Annotated in this window: 15 protein-coding genes; 10 read left to right on the top strand and 5 right to left on the bottom strand. The window is 59.1% G+C overall.

Annotation, left to right across the window (positions count from 1 at the left end; all coding sequences use genetic code 11):
- Positions 1–121: 121 nt before the first annotated feature.
- The gene (locus ACX3YD_RS23315; protein WP_458961146.1) at positions 122–1,471 is read right to left on the bottom strand and encodes a spinster family MFS transporter; all 1,350 of its coding nucleotides are present in this window, start codon (positions 1,469–1,471) and stop codon (positions 122–124) included.
- A 292-nt stretch (positions 1,472–1,763) separates the two neighbouring features.
- Here ACX3YD_RS23315 and ACX3YD_RS23310 point away from each other — a divergent pair, with 292 nt between their 5' ends.
- The gene (locus tag ACX3YD_RS23310) at positions 1,764–3,980 is read left to right on the top strand and encodes a putative bifunctional diguanylate cyclase/phosphodiesterase (protein WP_458961145.1); all 2,217 of its coding nucleotides are present in this window, start codon (positions 1,764–1,766) and stop codon (positions 3,978–3,980) included.
- Here the strand turns inward: ACX3YD_RS23310 and ACX3YD_RS23305 are convergent.
- Positions 3,937–4,833 carry an NAD(P)-dependent oxidoreductase gene (locus ACX3YD_RS23305; protein ID WP_458961144.1) on the bottom strand — a complete coding sequence of 299 codons (897 nt, stop codon included), beginning with the start codon at positions 4,831–4,833 and terminating at the stop codon, positions 3,937–3,939. The genes ACX3YD_RS23310 and ACX3YD_RS23305 overlap by 44 nt on opposite strands.
- A 197-nt stretch (positions 4,834–5,030) precedes the next feature.
- Here ACX3YD_RS23305 and ACX3YD_RS23300 point away from each other — a divergent pair, with 197 nt between their 5' ends.
- On the top strand, positions 5,031–7,235 hold the full coding sequence (locus ACX3YD_RS23300) for a hypothetical protein (protein ID WP_103403550.1): 2,205 nt from the start codon (positions 5,031–5,033) through the stop codon (positions 7,233–7,235).
- Positions 7,236–7,477: 242 nt separating this feature from the next.
- Here the strand turns inward: ACX3YD_RS23300 and ACX3YD_RS23295 are convergent, their stop codons facing one another.
- Positions 7,478–7,783: a DUF2288 domain-containing protein gene (locus ACX3YD_RS23295; protein WP_103403551.1), complete on the bottom strand. Its 306-nt coding sequence runs from the start codon at positions 7,781–7,783 to the stop codon at positions 7,478–7,480.
- Positions 7,784–8,135: 352 nt separating this feature from the next.
- Here ACX3YD_RS23295 and ACX3YD_RS23290 point away from each other — a divergent pair, with 352 nt between their 5' ends.
- The 5 genes from ACX3YD_RS23290 (at position 8,136) to ACX3YD_RS23270 (ending at position 13,138) form a co-directional block, all read left to right on the top strand.
- Positions 8,136–9,263: a branched-chain amino acid ABC transporter substrate-binding protein gene (locus ACX3YD_RS23290; RefSeq protein ID WP_458961143.1), complete on the top strand. Its 1,128-nt coding sequence runs from the start codon at positions 8,136–8,138 to the stop codon at positions 9,261–9,263.
- Positions 9,264–9,495: 232 nt separating this feature from the next.
- Positions 9,496–10,419 carry a high-affinity branched-chain amino acid ABC transporter permease LivH gene (gene livH, locus ACX3YD_RS23285; RefSeq protein ID WP_047526475.1) on the top strand — a complete coding sequence of 308 codons (924 nt, stop codon included), beginning with the start codon at positions 9,496–9,498 and terminating at the stop codon, positions 10,417–10,419.
- Complete coding sequence (locus ACX3YD_RS23280) at positions 10,416–11,672, top strand: high-affinity branched-chain amino acid ABC transporter permease LivM (protein WP_103403552.1); 1,257 nt, start codon at positions 10,416–10,418, stop codon at positions 11,670–11,672. The genes livH and ACX3YD_RS23280 overlap by 4 nt, the downstream gene beginning before the upstream one ends.
- Positions 11,669–12,436, top strand: coding sequence for a high-affinity branched-chain amino acid ABC transporter ATP-binding protein LivG (gene livG / locus ACX3YD_RS23275; RefSeq protein ID WP_047526471.1), 768 nt, complete (start codon positions 11,669–11,671; stop codon positions 12,434–12,436). The genes ACX3YD_RS23280 and livG overlap by 4 nt, the downstream gene beginning before the upstream one ends.
- A complete protein-coding gene (locus ACX3YD_RS23270) occupies positions 12,437–13,138 on the top strand; it encodes an ABC transporter ATP-binding protein (RefSeq protein ID WP_047526470.1) in 702 nt (233 codons plus the stop codon).
- Positions 13,139–13,325: 187 nt separating this feature from the next.
- Here the strand turns inward: ACX3YD_RS23270 and ACX3YD_RS23265 are convergent, their stop codons facing one another.
- Complete coding sequence (locus tag ACX3YD_RS23265) at positions 13,326–14,234, bottom strand: LysR family transcriptional regulator (protein WP_458961142.1); 909 nt, start codon at positions 14,232–14,234, stop codon at positions 13,326–13,328.
- Between the two features lie 105 nt (positions 14,235–14,339).
- On the opposite strand from ACX3YD_RS23265, the gene ACX3YD_RS23260 reads away from it, so the two are divergent.
- The 3 genes from ACX3YD_RS23260 to ACX3YD_RS23250 all read left to right on the top strand — a co-directional run bounded on the left by ACX3YD_RS23260 (position 14,340) and on the right by ACX3YD_RS23250 (position 17,373).
- Positions 14,340–14,939, top strand: a complete 600-nt coding sequence (locus tag ACX3YD_RS23260) for a short chain dehydrogenase (protein WP_047526466.1) — start codon at positions 14,340–14,342, stop codon at positions 14,937–14,939.
- A 59-nt stretch (positions 14,940–14,998) separates the two neighbouring features.
- Positions 14,999–15,664 carry a COG3650 family protein gene (locus ACX3YD_RS23255; protein ID WP_458961141.1) on the top strand — a complete coding sequence of 222 codons (666 nt, stop codon included), beginning with the start codon at positions 14,999–15,001 and terminating at the stop codon, positions 15,662–15,664.
- 95 nt (positions 15,665–15,759) lie between these two features.
- Positions 15,760–17,373 carry an NAD(P)/FAD-dependent oxidoreductase gene (locus tag ACX3YD_RS23250; RefSeq protein ID WP_458961140.1) on the top strand — a complete coding sequence of 538 codons (1,614 nt, stop codon included), beginning with the start codon at positions 15,760–15,762 and terminating at the stop codon, positions 17,371–17,373.
- Between the two features lie 55 nt (positions 17,374–17,428).
- Here ACX3YD_RS23250 and ACX3YD_RS23245 read toward each other — a convergent pair whose 3' ends face one another.
- Positions 17,429–18,523, bottom strand: coding sequence for a PLP-dependent cysteine synthase family protein (locus ACX3YD_RS23245; RefSeq protein ID WP_047526461.1), 1,095 nt, complete (start codon positions 18,521–18,523; stop codon positions 17,429–17,431).
- Positions 18,524–18,646 lie beyond the last annotated feature (123 nt).

Genomic DNA, 18,646 nt, shown 5'->3' with positions numbered 1-18,646 from the left:
TTTATTTCCTGTGATTAATCGGCTGCTGCTGATGGGCTCTTCGCGAGCAAGCGCCCACAGGCTTGGGCTGTTTAAAGGTTCTGTGTTCGACTCGTACACAGAAGCTTGCTCACGAAAGCGATTATGCAGTCGCTGCAACCCCATCTGGCTCTACCACAGCAATCAACCCCTCCTTCATCCGCTTGGCATCGCGCACAAAACACCGCGCAGCCAGGAACAAAAACACCATGGTGAAAAACAGCGCTACCGGGATCAGGTACATCGCATCATGCAGGCCGACAGCCTTGAACGCTTCGGTCATCTGTTCGGCACCGGCGGCAAGCATCGCTGTATGGGCGAAGTGATCGGACAACGCGCCCACCACCACCGGCCCCAGTCCACCGCCCAACAGGTACAAGCCGGCAAAGAACAGCGCCATGGCCGTCGCCCGTAGACGCGGCTCGACCACGTCCTGAATCGCCGTGTACACGCAGGTGTAAAAGTTATAGGCGAACAACCAGCCCAGACTGAACACCGCCACGAACACGCCAATCTCGATCCGTCCCGAATGCAGCGCCCAGGCCGTGCACAGGGTCGATATGATCAGGCTGATCGCGGCAAACAGCAGACGTCCGTTGGCGACCCGTTGATGGATCTTGTCCGCGACCCAGCCACCCAGCGTCAGGCCAACCAGGCCGGTCACACCGACAATCACTCCTGTCGCCACGGCGGCCTCCTGCAAAGGCATCAGAAAGTAACGCTGAAGCATCGGTACCAGAAACGAGTTGCAAGCATAAGTTGCGAAGTTGAAACACAGCCCGGCCATCACCAGCCACAGAAAAGTCGGCACCGCCAAAACCCGGCGGACAGGTCGGTCGACGCGCTCTTGCGAGACTTGTACGCTCTCGGCAGCCCCCCGCTTCGGCTCCTTGATGAAAAACATGAACACCGCCAGGATCAGTCCCGGTACGGCAGCGATGAAGAAAGGTGCCCGCCAGCTGTCGAACGCCTTGACCATCGCCCCGATGGTAAAGAACGCCAGCAACAGGCCCAAAGGCAGGCCGAGCATGAAAATACCCATGGCCCGCGCCCGTCGGTGAGCGGGAAACAAATCGCCGATCAACGAGTTGGCGGCGGGCGCGTAACTGGCCTCACCGATGCCGATACCCATGCGCACGACCAGGAAACTCCAGAAACTGCCGACCATGCCGTTGACCGCGGTCAACCCGCTCCACACGGCCAGCCCCCAGCCCATCAACTTGCTGCGCGAACCGGTATCGGCCATCCGCCCCAGTGGCAGGCCGGCTATCGCGTAGACGAGGGTGAAGGCGGTGCCGATGATCCCCAGCTGAAAGTCGCTGAGGTGCCATTCCATGCGGATCGGTTCAATGATGATGGCCGGGATCGTGCGGTCGAAAAAATTGAACAGATTGGCCAGGAACAGCAGGAACAGAATGCGCCAGGCATTCGCCGCTTGGGTCGAGTTCTGCATTGGTCCGTCTCTTTTATTGTTATGGGGCTTCACTGCCAGCGCATCCGAGCCCGGAACTTGCAATCTAGTCAGGCCCGCGAATGCTGTCTGTCATTATTCGCAAGGCTGATACCCACCCATGGTGGCGGGCGCAGCCCATGCAACAATTTATTTCCAATCGCTCTAAAGCCCATTCCAAAAAGGTTGGATTCATTTAGCCACTATGGCTTGCGCTGTGTGCATGCCCTCTATACTTCAGTGCATTCGCCAGCGTCGATTGCGCAGGCCAGGGTGATTAACGACGGGGCATGCTATGGACTGGCTTGGTCTGCATTTCATTACCGAGCTACCAGTGAACGGGCAGGTCATACTTAACTGCATGCATGACCCCTTTCTGGTGTTACTGGCTTATCTGGTCGCCTGTGCCGGCAGTTTTGCCACACTGGACATGGCCGAACGGGTTGCCCACGCGGAAAACCTCTCCTCCCAACGACTGTGGCGCTGGGTCGGTGCCGGCTGCCTGGCCGGCGGAATATGGGCCATGCACTTTATCGGCATGCTGGCGTTCCAGGTACCGGTCGATGTTCATTTCCAACTGCCCGTCACCTTATTGTCCCTGTTGATCGCCCTGCTCACCTCCTGGCTGGTGATGTACACCCTCAGTCGCCCCTCCCTGAGCGTTTGGCAATGCCTGAAAGCCTCCGCCTGGATCGGCATGGGCATCGCGACCATGCATTACGTGGGCATGGGCGCCATGCAGTCGCAAGCGAAGGTCTATTACCAGCCAGTGTTGTTTGGGCTCTCCATCCTGATCGCGATTGGCGCCAGCCTGGCGGCGCTGTTACTGGCCAGCCATTTGCGCAACGGCACCGGGATGTTTCATCAGTTGTTCAAATACAGCGCGAGCCTGGTTATAGGGGCCGGCATCATCAGCATGCACTTTACGGGTATGGCGGCTTTCAATTTGTTGCTACCCGGCGGCACCGCCCTGCCGCAACCAGGGGAACACAACCACCTGCAATTGGGGGTGACTGTCGCAGTCATGACGCTGCTCATCATTGGCAGCTGCATCAGCGCGGCCCTGGCGGACAAGAAACTGCAAAAAAAGGATCATGACCTGCAACGGGTGAACTCGCTGCTCAGCCAACTCGACCAGGCACGCGTTTCCCTGCAACAGGTCGCGCACTACGACGCCTTGACCAGCCTGATCAACCGACGCGGTTTCAATCAGATCTTCGCCGAGAAGCTCATCGAGAAAACCCATGAAGGTGGCATGCTTGCCGTCCTGTTCCTCGACATTGACCATTTCAAGCGGATCAACGACAGCCTGGGCCATGATGCGGGCGACGAACTGCTCAAGGTACTGGCCAGCCACATCAAGGCCTCGGTGCGCAGCCACGAAGATGTCGTGGCGAGATTCGGTGGCGATGAATTCTGCATCCTCATCGATCTGCACGATCGGGACGAAGCCCGACAAATGGCACAACGCATCATGCTGAAAATGAAGGACCCCATCGAGCTGGCCGGGCGGCGCATGGTCATGACGACCAGCATCGGCATCAGCCTGTTTCCGGAGGATGGAAAAACCTGCGAAGAACTGCTGAAAAATGCCGATTTGGCGCTCTATCAGTCCAAGGGCAGCGGTCGCAACGGCTTGAATTTTTTCAGCGCCAATCTCAAGGCCCGGGCCACGCTGGAACTGCAACTGGAAGAAGAACTGCGCCATGCCCTGCGCGAAGACACCGGCCTGATGCTCTATTACCAGCCAATCTACGACCTGAAAACCGGCCAGGCCAGCAAACTGGAAGCGTTGATTCGTTGGCAGCATCCCGTCCACGGCCTCCTTGCACCGGATCGTTTCATTGCCCTCGCCGAGTCCAATGGCCTGATCACCGAACTGGACAACTGGGTGCTGCGCAAGGCCTGCCAGGACCTCGGCGAATTGTCACGACAGGGCTGCGATGAACTGAAGATTGCCGTGAATTGCTCGCCCCTGAGTCTGGTTCGCGAGGAACTGGCCGGGGAAATCGAACAGGCCTTGCGCAGCGCCGCAGTAGCGCCAAGGCGGCTGGAACTGGAGGTGACTGAAAATGCATTGATGGGCAACATCACCGAAACGCTGGTATTGCTGCAGCAGATTCGCGCCCTCGGCGTGTCGCTGTCGATCGATGACTTCGGCACCGGTTACTCGTCCCTGGCCTACCTCAAACGCTTGCCACTCAACACGCTGAAGATCGACCGATCGTTCATTATCGACATCCCCAAATCCGCCCAGGACATGGAGATCGTCCAGGCCATTATCGTCATGGCCCACACGCTGCATCTGGACGTGGTCACCGAGGGCGTCGAAACGTTCGAGCAATACCAGTTTCTCGAACGCCACGGCTGTGACTTTGTTCAGGGGTACCTGCTAAGCCGCCCGGTGCCCCTCAATGATTTACGCCCGGTGCTGGACGAGATCAACCAGCGCAAGCACGCATTTACCGTTACGCCGTTGAGTCTGGTTCACGGTACAACTGCACTAATGTAGACGGGTCATGTTCCAGGAAGCCCTGGCTCCCATGCAATCGCATCAATTGCGCGGCCAGACCGCTGATCGGCGTTGCCGAGCCTTGCTCACGGGAAAACTTCACCGCGGTATCCAGATCCTTGAGCAGGGTTCGCACGTGCCATTTGACCGGTTCGAAACGGCTGTCGGCCATTTGCGGGCCGAGAATCTGCAAAGGTTTTGAGTCGGCAAAACCACCGGCCAGCGCCTCGGCGATCAGGCTCGCATCAACACCGGAGCGCTCCGCCAGCGCCACCACTTCAGCAATAACCAGCGCGTTGCAGGCCACGATCATTTGATTGCAGGCCTTGGTCACCTGCCCCGCCCCGACGGCCCCCATGTGCGTCACGCGCTGGCCAAGGCTCAACAAGACAGGTTTGACCCGATCAAGCGCCGCCGCCTCGCCGCCCACCATGATCGCGAGGCTTCCGGCCTCGGCTCCGACCACGCCGCCGGAGACCGGCGCATCCAGCCAACCCATACCGGTTTTACTGACAAGCTCCGAGGCCATTTCCCGCGTTGCAGTCGGTTCCAGGCTGGAAAAATCCACCAGTAACTGACCGCTTTTCGCCGCTTCGACAATCCCCGCCGCCCCGAAAACCACCTCACGGACGACCGGGGTATCGGCCAGGCACAACATCACCACATCAGCGTGTTGGCACAGCTCGGCAGGCGTGGCGACCTGGCGCGCCCCAGCCTGGACCAGCGGCGCGCACTTGGCCGGATTACGGTTCCACACCGTGAGCGGAAAACCCGCCGCAAGCAGGCGCTTGCACATAGGCAGGCCCATCAGGCCGACCCCGGCAAATCCCAACGAAGGTAGCGTTGACATCATTTGGCCTCCTTTTGATTAAAGAACGTTGAATATTGGCCGATTCATCATGACTTAGGAAAGGATTCCCCCGAGCGACATTCAGGCCATGGCTCTGAAGCTTGGGACAAATACGCGCTGATATAAGACGCGAGTTCTCATTCCGTGACGGTTCGACGACAGCGAGTCGCCCGACCACCAGCCCAGGTACATGGCGAACAATGACTTCTAAAAACAATCCGGCCCCTGTGGTATCCGACCTGACGTTGAGCCCTGCGGCGAACAGCCCCGCCCCAATGCCGTCGAAGCCATTGCTCCCGTCCCGCCCGCTGGCGACCCAGCAATACCTGTATTTCACCGAAACCAATACTGACCGCATCCTCGACAACCTCGATGGCCTGCGCGACCTGGTGTTCCCGCGCCCGTCGCATCTGGAAGGCGATAACGAACAGCACAACGATCAGGAGTTCCCGTCGGTGTGCCTGATCGGCCTGGGTCGTTGCGGCTCGAACATCGCGCTGGATGTCGCGGAGCTGGTGTACAACGCCCGCAAGTTCTATCTCAACGAATTCAATAACGAAGATCGCCTGTCGCCGGACAAGCGCTTTGCCGAAAAGGGCTACAGCCCGGCCCAATGGATTCGCAACAACCTGCGCCTGGGGCCGAACAAGGCCACCAAACCGGTGTTCCTGGTAGAACCGCTGGTCATGCTCGGCGACCTGGACAAAGACATCGCCGGCCGTATCCGTTTTTCGCGCAAGGGCGAAAAAAGCGGTTTCCTGCGCGACTACAGCAAAATGAAAATCATGGACCTGTCGGAAGTCCACGCCGGTGGCGCCGGTAACGCGCCGATCCTCGGCCAGTACCTGGCCAAGATCATCCTCAACAAGGACACCCAGCGTTTCTCCAGCCCGGACTGGAAAATGATTCACTCCTACCTGATCGACAGCTGTGGCATCAAGGCCAACCAGTCGCGCCTGTATTTCTCGATTTTCAGTGCCGGCGGCGGTACCGGTTCGGGCATGGCTTCGGAGTTCGGCCTGGCCCAGCAGCACTCGTACATGAACAAGACGTTCGACACCAAGCCGATGGACGAGCACGACGGCAAGAGTGGTCATTCCTTCGTCTTCGAACCGATTTTCACCAGCGGTATCTGCGTGCTGCCGAACATTTCCGATCATCGCAGCGAAATGTCCGAAGCCTTGCACATCAACGCCGGTCGCCTGCTGTGCAAATACCTGTCGGAAGAGTGGGACTTCTCCTACAACTTCGCCAACGAGGACAGCAGCGAAGCCAGCGTCATGGGCCGTATCCGCCCATGGAATGCCATGATGCTGATCTCCAACGACATCATGCGTTACGCCGAAGAGAGCGATGACGGCAATATCCAGAACATTGATGTCAATGCCATGGAAAAGCACGCCAACCAATACATCTCACAACAGATCTTCAACATTCTGACGGCGCAAGCGGTAACCACCGACTACGACCAGAACTATTTCCGTCGTGCCGGCATCGACATCGGCGAAACCATTCGCCTGGACGCCAACGACCTGTTCATGAGCCTGGCCGGCCCGGTGGCCATTGCCTACGCCGAATCCGTGGTGCCGGAAACCCCGCCGCCGACCAGCGATAAATTCAAGGTGTTCGAGAAAGAACCGCAGCGCCTGAACATCGATGACCTGTTCTTCCGCTCCATCGACCTGCCGCACTTCAACAAGGTCACTCAAGCCATCGAAGGCATCAGCCTGCTGCCCATTGAGTCCAAGCGCTATCGGGCGTCGCTGGAGCAGTACAAGAATTCGGGGTATGACGCGGCCGCGCTGCACGACCTGCACTTCTTCAAGAATTGCTCGTCGGTGGTGTCGATCGTTTCCCTGCCGAAGGACTACAAGCTGTCCTACATGGACCTGAACCGGTTGAAGACCCACCTCAACAGCCTGTTCCCCAACACCACGCTCAAGCGCTATGCACTGGTGATCGGCGCCTCGGCCAACCTGTCCCTGACCACGCTGATCGCCAAGAGCCCATGCCTGTCGGACGACTTCCTGACGCTGATCGTTGCCTTCATCAAGCGTTGCTTCGCAAAAAACCCGTACCGCTTCGATGAGACCCTCGACAACTCGATCCTGGACTTCATCATCCATGATCACTTCGACGAGGGTTTGATCGACGACCTGCTCAACGAGTTCGAGAACCCGGCCAAGATCCTCGATACCAACTGGTACGCGATCAAGCCGATGTATGAGAAAAAGTATCGCGAACTGATCAATGACAAGGACAAGTTCGTCTCGATCAACGACATTCGCCTGTCCCGGGATTGCGTGAAAAAAGCCATCAAATACCTGCGCGAGATCTACCGCCACCGCATCGGCAAGACCAAGGTCATTTCGCTGAATAACCACACGGGTAAAACCGCTTACTAAGACCGGCGCCAGACCGCGTCGTGGCGAATCGCGAGCAAGCTTGCTCGCGATGACGACCTTGCCCGCCACACAAATCTCAACATCCAGAAACAATTGAGCAGCCCTTCGGCTGCTCTCTTAACTGTTCCCGTTACGTTTACGTCACCGTGAGGCTGTGGCCTTTCTCTACGGCAACGTGCCATCACGCTACTCGCCTACACACTTTTAGCTGGCGACGTCACGCACCAAACAAGTGCGGGCATTTATGGCTTTGCCCTTTCCTGGATCATTATCCACGGCGAAACGACCACCGCCCACAACTCGGGATCACGTTCAAACAGATCCAGCGCCCGCGTTTCAGACAGCTTGGCGACCTGATCGGCAGCCAGCCAGGCAGCCACTTTCTCCCCCTCATCGGTGGCCACGGCTTCGGCCGCGGCGATCAAATCCAGACCGGGGTCGACCCACAATAGGGCACCCTTGGCGAAGAACGGCTCCAACTCCTTCCAGGTGATAGATGCCGTTTCACCAAGCAGCTTGGCATAGAGGGTGCTAGGTTCTTGAGTCATGGGTTCCTGTCCGGATAAGAAATCGACGCAATGATAACGTCGGTGATCCTGATAGAAAAACCCAGTTGCACGTTGAGTCACCGAATGAAAAGAGCAGGAACGCCAAGGAATGCACGGAATCTGGCTATAAGCACTCCAAAGCCCCGCCGCAATTCTGTCTTTTTCTTTCAAAAAAGCGACACCCCAAAGTTTTGCCCCCCGCCGCCAGCTTCCCAGGCTGACAATCGGCGCTCTACACTGTACCGGTACAGTTGCCGAGGGGCATTTCCGGGGGATGTCGTGGATATCTGACCCGGTTCTGCCGCCCAAGGCGCCAGGACTATAAAAAATACAACAGTAAGAGTGGAGCACTATGACTAAGGCTACTAAGCAGATTTCCAAACTGTTTGCCGCTATGGTTCTGGCCGGGGTTGCCAGCCATTCGTTCGCAGCTGACACCATCAAGATCGGCATCGCCGGCCCTAAAACCGGCCCTGTAGCCCAATACGGCGACATGCAGTTCAGTGGCGCCAAAATGGCCATCGAGCAAATCAACGCCAAGGGCGGCGTCGACGGCAAGAAACTCGAAGCCGTTGAATACGATGACGCCTGTGATCCAAAACAAGCGGTCGCGGTTGCGAACAAAGTCGTCAACGACGGCGTGAAGTTCGTGGTTGGCCACCTGTGCTCCAGCTCCACTCAACCGGCTTCGGACATCTACGAAGACGAAGGCGTGATCATGATCACCCCGGCTGCCACCAGCCCGGACATCACCGCCCGTGGTTACAAAATGGTGTTCCGCACCATCGGTCTGGACAGCGCCCAGGGCCCTGCCGCCGGTAACTACATTGCCGATCACGTAAAACCGAAAATCGTTGCTGTGCTGCACGACAAACAGCAATACGGTGAAGGCATCGCCACCGCCGTGAAACAGACCCTCGAGAAGAAAGGCGTCAAGGTTGCCGTATTCGAAGGCATCAACGCCGGCGACAAAGACTTCTCTTCGATGATCTCCAAGCTCAAGCAATCCAACGTCGACTTCGTCTACTACGGCGGCTACCACCCGGAGCTGGGTCTGATCCTGCGTCAATCCCAGGAAAAAGGCCTGAAGGCCAAGTTCATGGGTCCGGAAGGCGTGGGTAACGACTCCATTTCGCAGATCGCCAAGGACGCTTCCGAAGGCCTGCTGGTGACCCTGCCGAAATCCTTCGACCAGGACCCGGCCAACGTTGCCCTGGCTGATGCGTTCAAGGCCAAGAAAGAAGATCCAAGCGGTCCGTTCGTGTTCCCGGCCTACTCGGCTGTTGAAGTCATTGCCGGTGGTATCGCTGCCGCCAAGAGCGAAGACACTGCCAAAGTGGCTGCTGCCATCCACGCAGGCTCTTTCAAGACTCCAACTGGCGACCTGAGCTTCGACGCCAAGGGCGACCTGAAAGACTTCAAGTTCGTGGTTTACGAGTGGCACTTCGGTAAACCTAAAACTGAAGTTTCGCCTCAGTAAGGCCTTGCCTGACTGACTGCCAACAAAGCCCACGGCGTGCCGTGGGCTTTGTTTTACGAACGTATTGGGCCGTGCTGGCGTGATCCGCTAGTCTCCCCACCTGAAAATCTCAAAACCGTCATCAGCGGTTCGCTGGCAAACCTCGAATTCGAAGTGGATGCAGATCCATGGGGCTCGAGCGGGAAAATGACTCCACCAGTGAAATGCGTATCAGGTTTTTAGGAGCGCTGTAATGCCTGACATCTATCACTTCTTCCAACAGCTGGTTAATGGTCTGACCATTGGCAGCACGTATGCCCTGATCGCCATCGGCTATACGATGGTTTACGGCATCATTGGAATGATCAACTTCGCCCACGGCGAGGTGTACATGATCGGTTCCTACGTGGCGTTCATCGCCATCGCCGGACTGACCATGCTGGGACTCGACAGTGTTCCACTGTTGATGACCGCCGCTTTTCTCGCCACCATCGTGGTAACCAGTGCCTACGGTTACAGCATCGAACGGATCGCTTACCGCCCACTTCGCGGCAGCAACCGTCTGATCCCGCTGATTTCCGCCATCGGCATGTCGATCTTCCTGCAGAACACGGTTCTGTTGGCGCAAGACTCCAAGGACAAATCCATTCCCAACCTGATTCCGGGCAACTTCTCCATCGGGCCAGGTGGCGCACATGAAGTGCTGATTTCCTACATGCAAATCGTGGTGTTCGTGGTGACCCTGGTCGCCATGCTCGGCCTGACGCTGTTCATCTCCCGCTCTCGCCTGGGTCGCGCCTGCCGTGCCTGCGCCGAAGACATCAAGATGGCCAACCTGCTGGGTATCAACACCAACAACATCATCGCCCTGACCTTCGTCATCGGTGCCGCGCTGGCGGCCGTCGCGGCCGTGCTGCTGAGCATGCAATATGGCGTGATCAACCCGAACGCCGGTTTCCTCGTCGGCCTCAAGGCCTTCACCGCTGCGGTATTGGGCGGTATCGGCAGCATTCCGGGCGCCATGCTCGGCGGGCTGGTACTTGGCGTGGCGGAAGCTTTCGGTGCCGATATCTTCGGCGACCAGTACAAGGACGTCGTGGCGTTCGGCCTATTGGTTCTGGTGTTGTTGTTCCGGCCAACCGGCCTGCTGGGCCGTCCGGAGGTTGAGAAAGTATGACTAGGAATCTTAAACAGGCGCTGTTCAGCGCCTTGCTGGTGTGGGCCGTGGCCTACCCGGTACTCGGTCTGAAGCTGACCATCGTTGGCATCAACCTCGAAGTCCATGGCACCAGCAACGCCACGCTGATCACCATCGCCGTGTGCTCGGTGCTGATGTTCCTGCGCGTGATCTTCGACCGGGAGATCAGCTCGGCCTGGCGTTCCTCACCCGGCGTGCCGCTGATTCCGGCCAAGGCCAGTAATTTCCTGACCCTGCCGACCACCCAGCGCTGGATCATCATTGCGCTGATCGCCGGTGCGCTGGTCTGGCCGTTCTTCGGCTCTCGCGGCGCGGTGGACATCGCGACCCTGGTGCTGATCTACGTGATGCTCGGCCTCGGCCTGAACATCGTGGTCGGCCTGGCCGGCCTGCTCGACCTCGGTTACGTCGGCTTCTACGCCGTCGGCGCCTACAGCTATGCGCTGCTGTCGCATTACTACGGCCTGAGCTTCTGGATCTGCCTGCCAATCGCTGGCCTGATGTCCGCCACCTTCGGCTTCCTGCTCGGTTTCCCGGTACTGCGTCTGCGCGGTGACTACCTGGCGATCGTGACCCTGGGCTTTGGTGAGATCATCCGTCTGTTCCTGCGTAACCTGACCGGCCTCACTGGCGGTCCGAACGGCATCAGCAACATCGAGAAACCGACGTTCTTCGGCCTGACCTTCGAACGTAAAGCCGCCGAAGGGATGCAGACTTTCCACGAGTACTTCGGCCTGGAATACAACTCGATCAACAAGGTGATCTTCCTTTACCTGGTTGCGTTGCTCCTGGCTTTGGCTGCGCTGTTCGTCATCAACCGCTTGCTGCGCATGCCGCTGGGTCGCGCGTGGGAAGCCTTGCGTGAAGACGAAATCGCCTGCCGAGCACTGGGCCTCAACCCGACCGTGATCAAGCTTTCAGCCTTTACCCTGGGCGCCAGCTTCGCCGGTTTTGCCGGCAGCTTCTTCGCTGCCCGTCAGGGCCTGGTAACGCCGGAATCCTTCACCTTCATCGAGTCGGCGATCATTCTCGCCATCGTCGTGCTGGGTGGCATGGGCTCGCAGTTGGGCGTGATCCTCGCGGCCGTGGTGATGATCCTGTTGCCGGAAATGATGCGTGAGTTCAGTGAGTACCGCATGTTGATGTTCGGTGCCTTGATGGTACTGATGATGATCTGGCGCCCTCAGGGTCTGCTGCCCATGCAACGTCCTCACATGGAGCTGCGCAAATGAGCCGCGAGATCCTGAAAGTAGAAAACCTGAGCATGCGCTTCGGCGGCTTGCTGGCGGTCAACGGCGTAGCCTTGAGCGTGAAAGAGAAACAAGTGGTCGCCCTGATCGGCCCCAACGGCGCCGGCAAGACCACCGTGTTCAACTGCCTGACCGGCTTCTACAAGCCGAGCGGTGGCAGCATCCTGCTGGACGGCGAGCCGATCGAGGGCCTGCCGGGCCACAAGATCGCCCTCAAAGGCGTGGTGCGAACCTTCCAGAACGTGCGGTTGTTCAAGGACATGACTGCGGTCGAGAACCTCTTGATCGCCCAGCATCGTCACCTGAACACCAACTTCCTGTCCGGCCTGTTCAAGACCCCGTCGTTCCGCAAAAGCGAACGCGAGGCCATGGATTTCGCCGAATACTGGCTGGAAAAAGTTCATCTCAAGGAGTTCGCCAACCGTCCGGCCGGCACGCTGGCCTACGGTCAGCAACGTCGCCTGGAAATCGCTCGCTGCATGATGACCCGCCCGCGGATCCTCATGCTCGACGAGCCCGCAGCCGGCCTGAACCCGAAGGAAACCGAAGACCTCAAGGCGCTGATCAGCGTGCTGCGTGAAGAGCACAACGTCACCGTGCTGCTGATCGAACACGACATGAAACTGGTCATGAGCATTTCCGACCACATCGTCGTGATCAACCAGGGCACGCCTCTGGCCGACGGCACGCCGGAACAGATCCGCGACAATCCTGAAGTGATCAAAGCCTACCTGGGGGAAGCGTAAATGCTGCAGTTCGAAAACGTTTCCACCTTCTATGGCAAGATCCAGGCCCTGCACAGCGTCAACGTGGAAATCCGTCAGGGCGAAATCGTCACGCTGATCGGCGCCAACGGCGCAGGCAAATCCACCCTGCTGATGACCCTCTGCGGCTCGCCGCAAGCCCACAGCGGCAGCATCCGTTACTTGGGTGAAGAGCTCGTGGGGCAAACCTCGGCGCAGATCATGCGCAAGAGCATCGCCGTGGTGCCGGAAGGTCGCCGGGTGTTCTCGCGCCTGACCGTGGAAGAGAACCTCTCCATGGGTGGTTTCTTTACCGCGAAGGGCGATTACCAGGAACAAATGGACAAGGTCCTCGGACTTTTCCCACGCCTGAAAGAGCGCTTTAGCCAACGCGGCGGCACCATGTCCGGCGGCGAACAGCAAATGCTTGCCATCGGCCGTGCGCTGATGAGCAAACCCAAGCTGCTGCTGCTCGACGAGCCATCGTTGGGCCTGGCACCGATCATCATCCAGCAGATCTTCGACATCATCGAACAGTTGCGCAAGGACGGTGTGACGGTGTTCCTGGTAGAGCAAAACGCCAACCAGGCGCTGAAAATCGCTGACCGTGCCTACGTGCTGGAAAACGGCCGGGTCGTGATGCAAGGCACCGGTGAAGCCTTGCTGACCGACCCGAAAGTGCGCGAAGCGTACCTCGGCGGCTAAGCGATTGCGGTAACCAGAAAACGGCCTTTGCGGGCCGTTTTTTTATGCCTGCCAACCTCTAAAACCATGAAGATCCACTGTAGGAGCGAGCTTGCTCGCGAAGAACCTGAGAGCGCAGCGCTCATCGAAACATTCCTTGTCATGGTTGACGACCATCGTCGGAATACCGCCCGAAACAAGCTCGCGCCTACAGTCGATCCAACGCCTCCCCACTGCGTTTGAACCAGCCAATCAGATAATCAGACAACACTTGCGTACGCTTGGGCAGCCCACCCTGATACGGATGCACCAGGTACATCGGCATGCTCCGGGTCTGGTAATCGCGCAGGAGCCAGCGCAAACGTCCGTCAGCCAATTCCGCCGGCAGCAAGTAGGACGGCAAACGCGCGATACCCGCCCCGGCCAGGGCGGCCTTCTTCAACAAGTTGTAATGGTTGCTGGCAAACGGCCCGGACACACGTACCCGCAACAATTCGTGTTGCTGGTGATACAGCCATTCTTCGCGACCGCTGTAGTGGCTGTTGAGCAGGCAACGATGATCGGCCAATGCCTGAGGCGCCAGCGGCTCGCCATATTGTTCGAGATACGCAGGGCTGGCGCAGGTCATCTCGTGCCACGCCAACAGCGGGCGTGCCACCAGACGCTGATCGTTAGCCACCTCCGAGCGAACCGCGAGGTCATAGCCATCACGAGATAAATCGCGATAGTTATTGCTCAGGTCCAACTCGATCTGCACTTCTGGGTACTGGCTGGAGAACTCCAGCAACAGGCCATCGAAGAAGGTTTCCCCGAGGGAAACCGGAACCGTCATCCGCACCGGCCCGGCCATGTCGTCCTTCAGTCGCGCCAATGCCTGACGCGCCCGCTCGACCTGCACCACCAGCGCCTGCGCCTGCGGCAGCAAGGCAGCGCCCGCAGCCGTCAGGCTCAAACGCCGAGTGGTGCGCTGCAGCAAGACCACGGAAAACTGCGCTTCCAGCTGACTGATACGCTTGGACAATTGCCCCTTGCTGCAACCCAATTGTTGCGCCGCCAAGGTAAAGCTCCCCGCCTCGACCAGTACCGCGAACGCCGCGAGATCATCCATTTCACTCATGGATTGTTTCCATTTGAAAACCAAAGGTTGCCTATTAGCGCGCTTATCAACGTAAAAAACCACTCTAAACTGAGGTCTCATACAACCCAATCGAGGATCAGCACCATGAAAATTCTTTTGATCGGCGCAGGCGGCACCATCGGTTCAGCAGTCGACAAGGAACTGTCTCAACGCCATGAGATCGTTCGTATCGGCCGCAAGAGCGGTGATTTTCAGGTGGACATCAGCGACAGCGCGTCGATTCGCAAACTGTTCGAGCAGACCGGAAAATTCGACGCGCTGATCTGCGCCGCCGGTAACGTGACCTTCGCACCACTGGCCGATATGACGGAAGAGAGTTTCGCCCTCGGCCTCAAAGACAAACTGATGGGTCAGGTCAATCTGCTGTTGATCGGTCGCGAGTACGCCAATGACGGCGCCTCATTCACCTTCACCACTGGCGTGCTCAGCCACGACCCGATACGTAGCGGCGCGTCGGCAGCGCTGGTCAACGGTGCACTGGACAGTTTCGTCCGCGCCGCCGCCATCGAACTGCCACGCGGCCTGCGAGTGAATTCGATCAGCCCGAACGTGCTCGTCGAAGCCATGGGCAAATACGCGCCGTACTTCCGTGGCTTCAAACCGGTTCCTGCGGCGGATGTCGCACTGGCCTACGCGAAAAGCGTGGAAGGCCTGCAGACAGGCCAGACCATTCACGTGGGCTAAAGCCTTGTGATGAACGGTCAGGCTGAGTAACGTGGCGGCACTTGTCAGGAGACCCCAAGATGCGTGTTGCCCGTTCCCTCGTCCTCGTTGCCTTGCTTCCGCTGTTCGCCGCGTGTCAGTTACTCGATGGCTCGCGTGAAAGCGCCTCCCATGTCGGCCAGACCCGCCTGCAGGGCCAGTTGAGCGCAGCTGATGGCAAGCTGTTGTTCCAGCCTTGCGGCGAGCAGCGTCGTTATTTGGTCAACGACACGGGCGGCACCAGTGTCCTGCAACAGGCTGCCAGCCTGGCCGACGCCCAGGGCAAGCTGTTTGCCGATGTGCGCGGGCGAATCGTTCCCGGCAGCGGCGACGGTCAGTTCGACCTGGAAACGCTGTACCGCGTCGAGCGTTCGGGCAACGCCTGTGACGACCCCAACTTCAAACGGCTGATCCTGCGCGCGGCCGGCCATTCTCCGGAGTGGAGCGTCAACGTCAGCGGCAAGGGCATGGTCATCGGCCGTGCAGGCCAGCCTCCCCTCGCCGTCCCCTACGTAGAAGAACAACTGGGCGATGGCCGCTTCAACCTCAGCACCGAAGCCAACAATCAGCACATCGAACTGTGGGTCGCGCCACAACGCTGCGTCGACGCCAGCACCGGCAGTATTCAGCACATGAGTGCCGAGTTGCGCATCGACGGGCAGGTTCAGCGTGGTTGCGGGTATTTCGGCGGATCGCGCAACGACTGATCGTTTTTGCCTCACGGGACCGGGCGTTTGAGGCTTATAATCGCCCGCTTCAAACGCCCTGGCGCAGTTGTGCGCCCCGCGAACCGGATCCCGTCATGTTACGAATCACCGAACTCAAGTTGCCGATCGACCATCCCGATGAAGACCTGCGCCCTGCCATTGTGCAGCGCCTGGGCATCGCCAGCGATGACCTGCTCGACTTCACCTTGTTCAAGCGCAGCTACGATGCGCGCAAGAAATCTTCCGAGCTGTGCTTCATCTACACCATCGACCTCACATTGCGCGATGAGGCCTCGGTTCTGCACAAGTTCGCCGATGACCGTAACGTCAACGTGGCACCGGATGTCAGTTACAAAATGGTCGGCCAGGCGCCGACTGATCTGAGCGCACGCCCGATCGTCGTCGGCTTCGGCCCCTGCGGGATTTTTGCCGGGCTGCTGCTGGCACAGATGGGTTTCAAGCCGATCATCCTCGAACGCGGTACCGAAGTGCGCCAGCGCACCAAGGACACCTGGGGCCTGTGGCGTAAAAACGTGCTCAACCCCGAATCCAACGTGCAGTTCGGTGAAGGCGGTGCGGGAACGTTCTCCGACGGCAAGCTCTACAGCCAGATCAAGGACCCGAAATTCCTCGGTCGCAAGGTCCTGCACGAGTTCGTCAAGGCCGGTGCGCCGGAAGAAATCCTCTACGTCAGCAAACCGCACATCGGTACGTTCCGTCTGACAGGCGTCGTGGAAAACATGCGTGAGCAGATTCGCGCCCTGGGTGGCGAAGTACGCTTCCAGCAACGGGTTACCGATGTGCTGATCGACGACGGCCAGCTGGTCGGCGTCGAACTCAATGGTGGCGAGCAGATTCATTCGAAACACGTGATCCTGGCCCTCGGCCACAGTGCCCGCGACACGTTCCGCATGCTGCATGGCCGCGGCGTGTTCATGGAAGCCAAACCGTTCTCGGTGGGCTTCCGTATCGAGCACCCGCAATCGCTGATCGATCGCGCACGCCTTGGCAAGTACGCCGGCCACCCGAAACTCGGCGCCGCCGATTACAAACTGGTGCACCACGCCAAGAACGGCCGCTCGGTCTACAGCTTCTGCATGTGCCCAGGCGGAACGGTAGTGGCGGCGACTTCCGAGCCGAATCGCGTCGTCACCAACGGCATGAGCCAATACTCGCGCAACGAGCGCAACGCCAACTCCGGGATCGTCGTTGGCATCACCCCGGAAGTCGATTATCCGGGCGGCCCGCTGGCGGGTATCGAGTTGCAGGAACGCCTGGAGTCCCACGCTTTTGTGCTGGGCGGCAGCAACTATGAGGCCCCGGCGCAACTGGTCGGCGACTTCATTGCCGGCAAGCCGTCCACCGAGCTGGGCACTGTCGAGCCGTCCTACAAGCCGGGCGTTGCCTTGGGCGACCTGGCCCTGGCCCTGCCGGAATTCGCCATCGAAGCGATTCGCGAAGCCTTGCCGGCGTTCGAGAAGCAGATCCGTGGTTACTCGCTGCATGACGCGGTGTTGACCGGGATCGAAACCCGTACTTCGTCGCCGCTACGCATTACCCGTAATGAGTCGATGCAGAGCCTGAACGTGAAGGGCTTGTTCCCGGCCGGTGAAGGTGCAGGGTATGCGGGGGGGATTCTGTCGGCGGGTGTCGATGGTATTCGCATCGCCGAAGCCGTGGCGCGGGATATTCTCGGCCTGCAAGCCTAGAACAACACCCTGTGGGAGCTCGCTCCCACAGGGTGCTTGGGATATTTGAAAGACCTCAGATATTGGCGCGCAGAATGCTGGCCGGCAACGGCTCACCCCGCTCGACCGTCGCCGCAACCGCCGCGATCAAACCGGTCAGCTCATACCCCTGGGCCTTGAGCCAGGCTTGATTGTAGTAAGTCGTGGCGTAGCGTTCGCCGCCATCACACAATATCGCCACGATTGACCCCGCCTCCCCCGCCACCGTCATCTGCTGCGCTGCCATCAAGGCGCCGATCAGGTTGGTTCCGCTCGATCCGCCCACATGACGCCCCAAACGCTCGGCCAGGTAATGCATGGCGGCCAGCGACAGCGCATCCGGAACCTTGACCATCGCATCGATCACCTTGGGCAGGAACGATGCCTCCACCCGTGGCCGGCCAATTCCTTCTATCCGCGAGCCATGGTCAAGACTCAGGCTGGCATCGCCGCTCTGGTAGTAATCGAAAAACACCGAGCGCTCGGCATCGGCACACAGCACGCGGGTGCAATGCTGGCGATAACGCACGTAACGCCCCAGGGTCGCCGTGGTGCCACCGGTGCCGGGGCTGGAAATCAGCCAGCTCGGCTCCGGGTGCTGCTCGAAACGCATCTGCTGGAAAATCGACTCGGCGATGTTGTTGTTCGCCCGCCAGTCGGTGGCGCGCTCGGCGTAAGTGAACTGATCGATGAAGTGCCCATCGTGCTCACGGGCCAGGCGTTCGGACTCGGCATAGATCTGCGTCGGATCATCCACCAGATGGCTCTGGCCACCGTAGAACGCGATCTGTGCGATTTTTTCCCTGGAGGTGGTCGCCGGCATCACCGCAATGAACGGCAAACCCAGCATGCGGGCGAAGTATGCCTCGGAAATCGCCGTCGAGCCGCTGGACGCCTCGATCACCGGCGCGCCGGGCTTGAGCCAGCCATTACACAACGCATAGAGGAACAGAGAACGAGCCAAGCGGTGTTTGAGGCTGCCAGTGGGATGACTGGATTCGTCCTTGAAGTACAACTCGATGCCCGGAAAACCCGGCAGCGGCAAAGGGATCAGGTGGGTGTCGGCGCTACGCTGGAAGTCGGCTTCAATGATCCGGATGGCTTCGCGGGCCCACTGTCGGTTGTCGCTCATGGTGGTTTTCTCGTGGAATCGGGCAGGAGTCGGCCATGTCACAAGCCTCAGCCATCAAGCTTAGGAAAAATCCTACATCACGCACAGGTACAGCTGAGCTTCAATACGCCCGGCAACTGCTAG

It is taken from the genome of Pseudomonas fluorescens group sp. PF-1 (genome assembly GCF_054481335.1).
The sequence above is the reverse complement of the archived record's forward strand: the minus strand, read 5'-3'. Positions and strand labels throughout refer to the sequence as shown.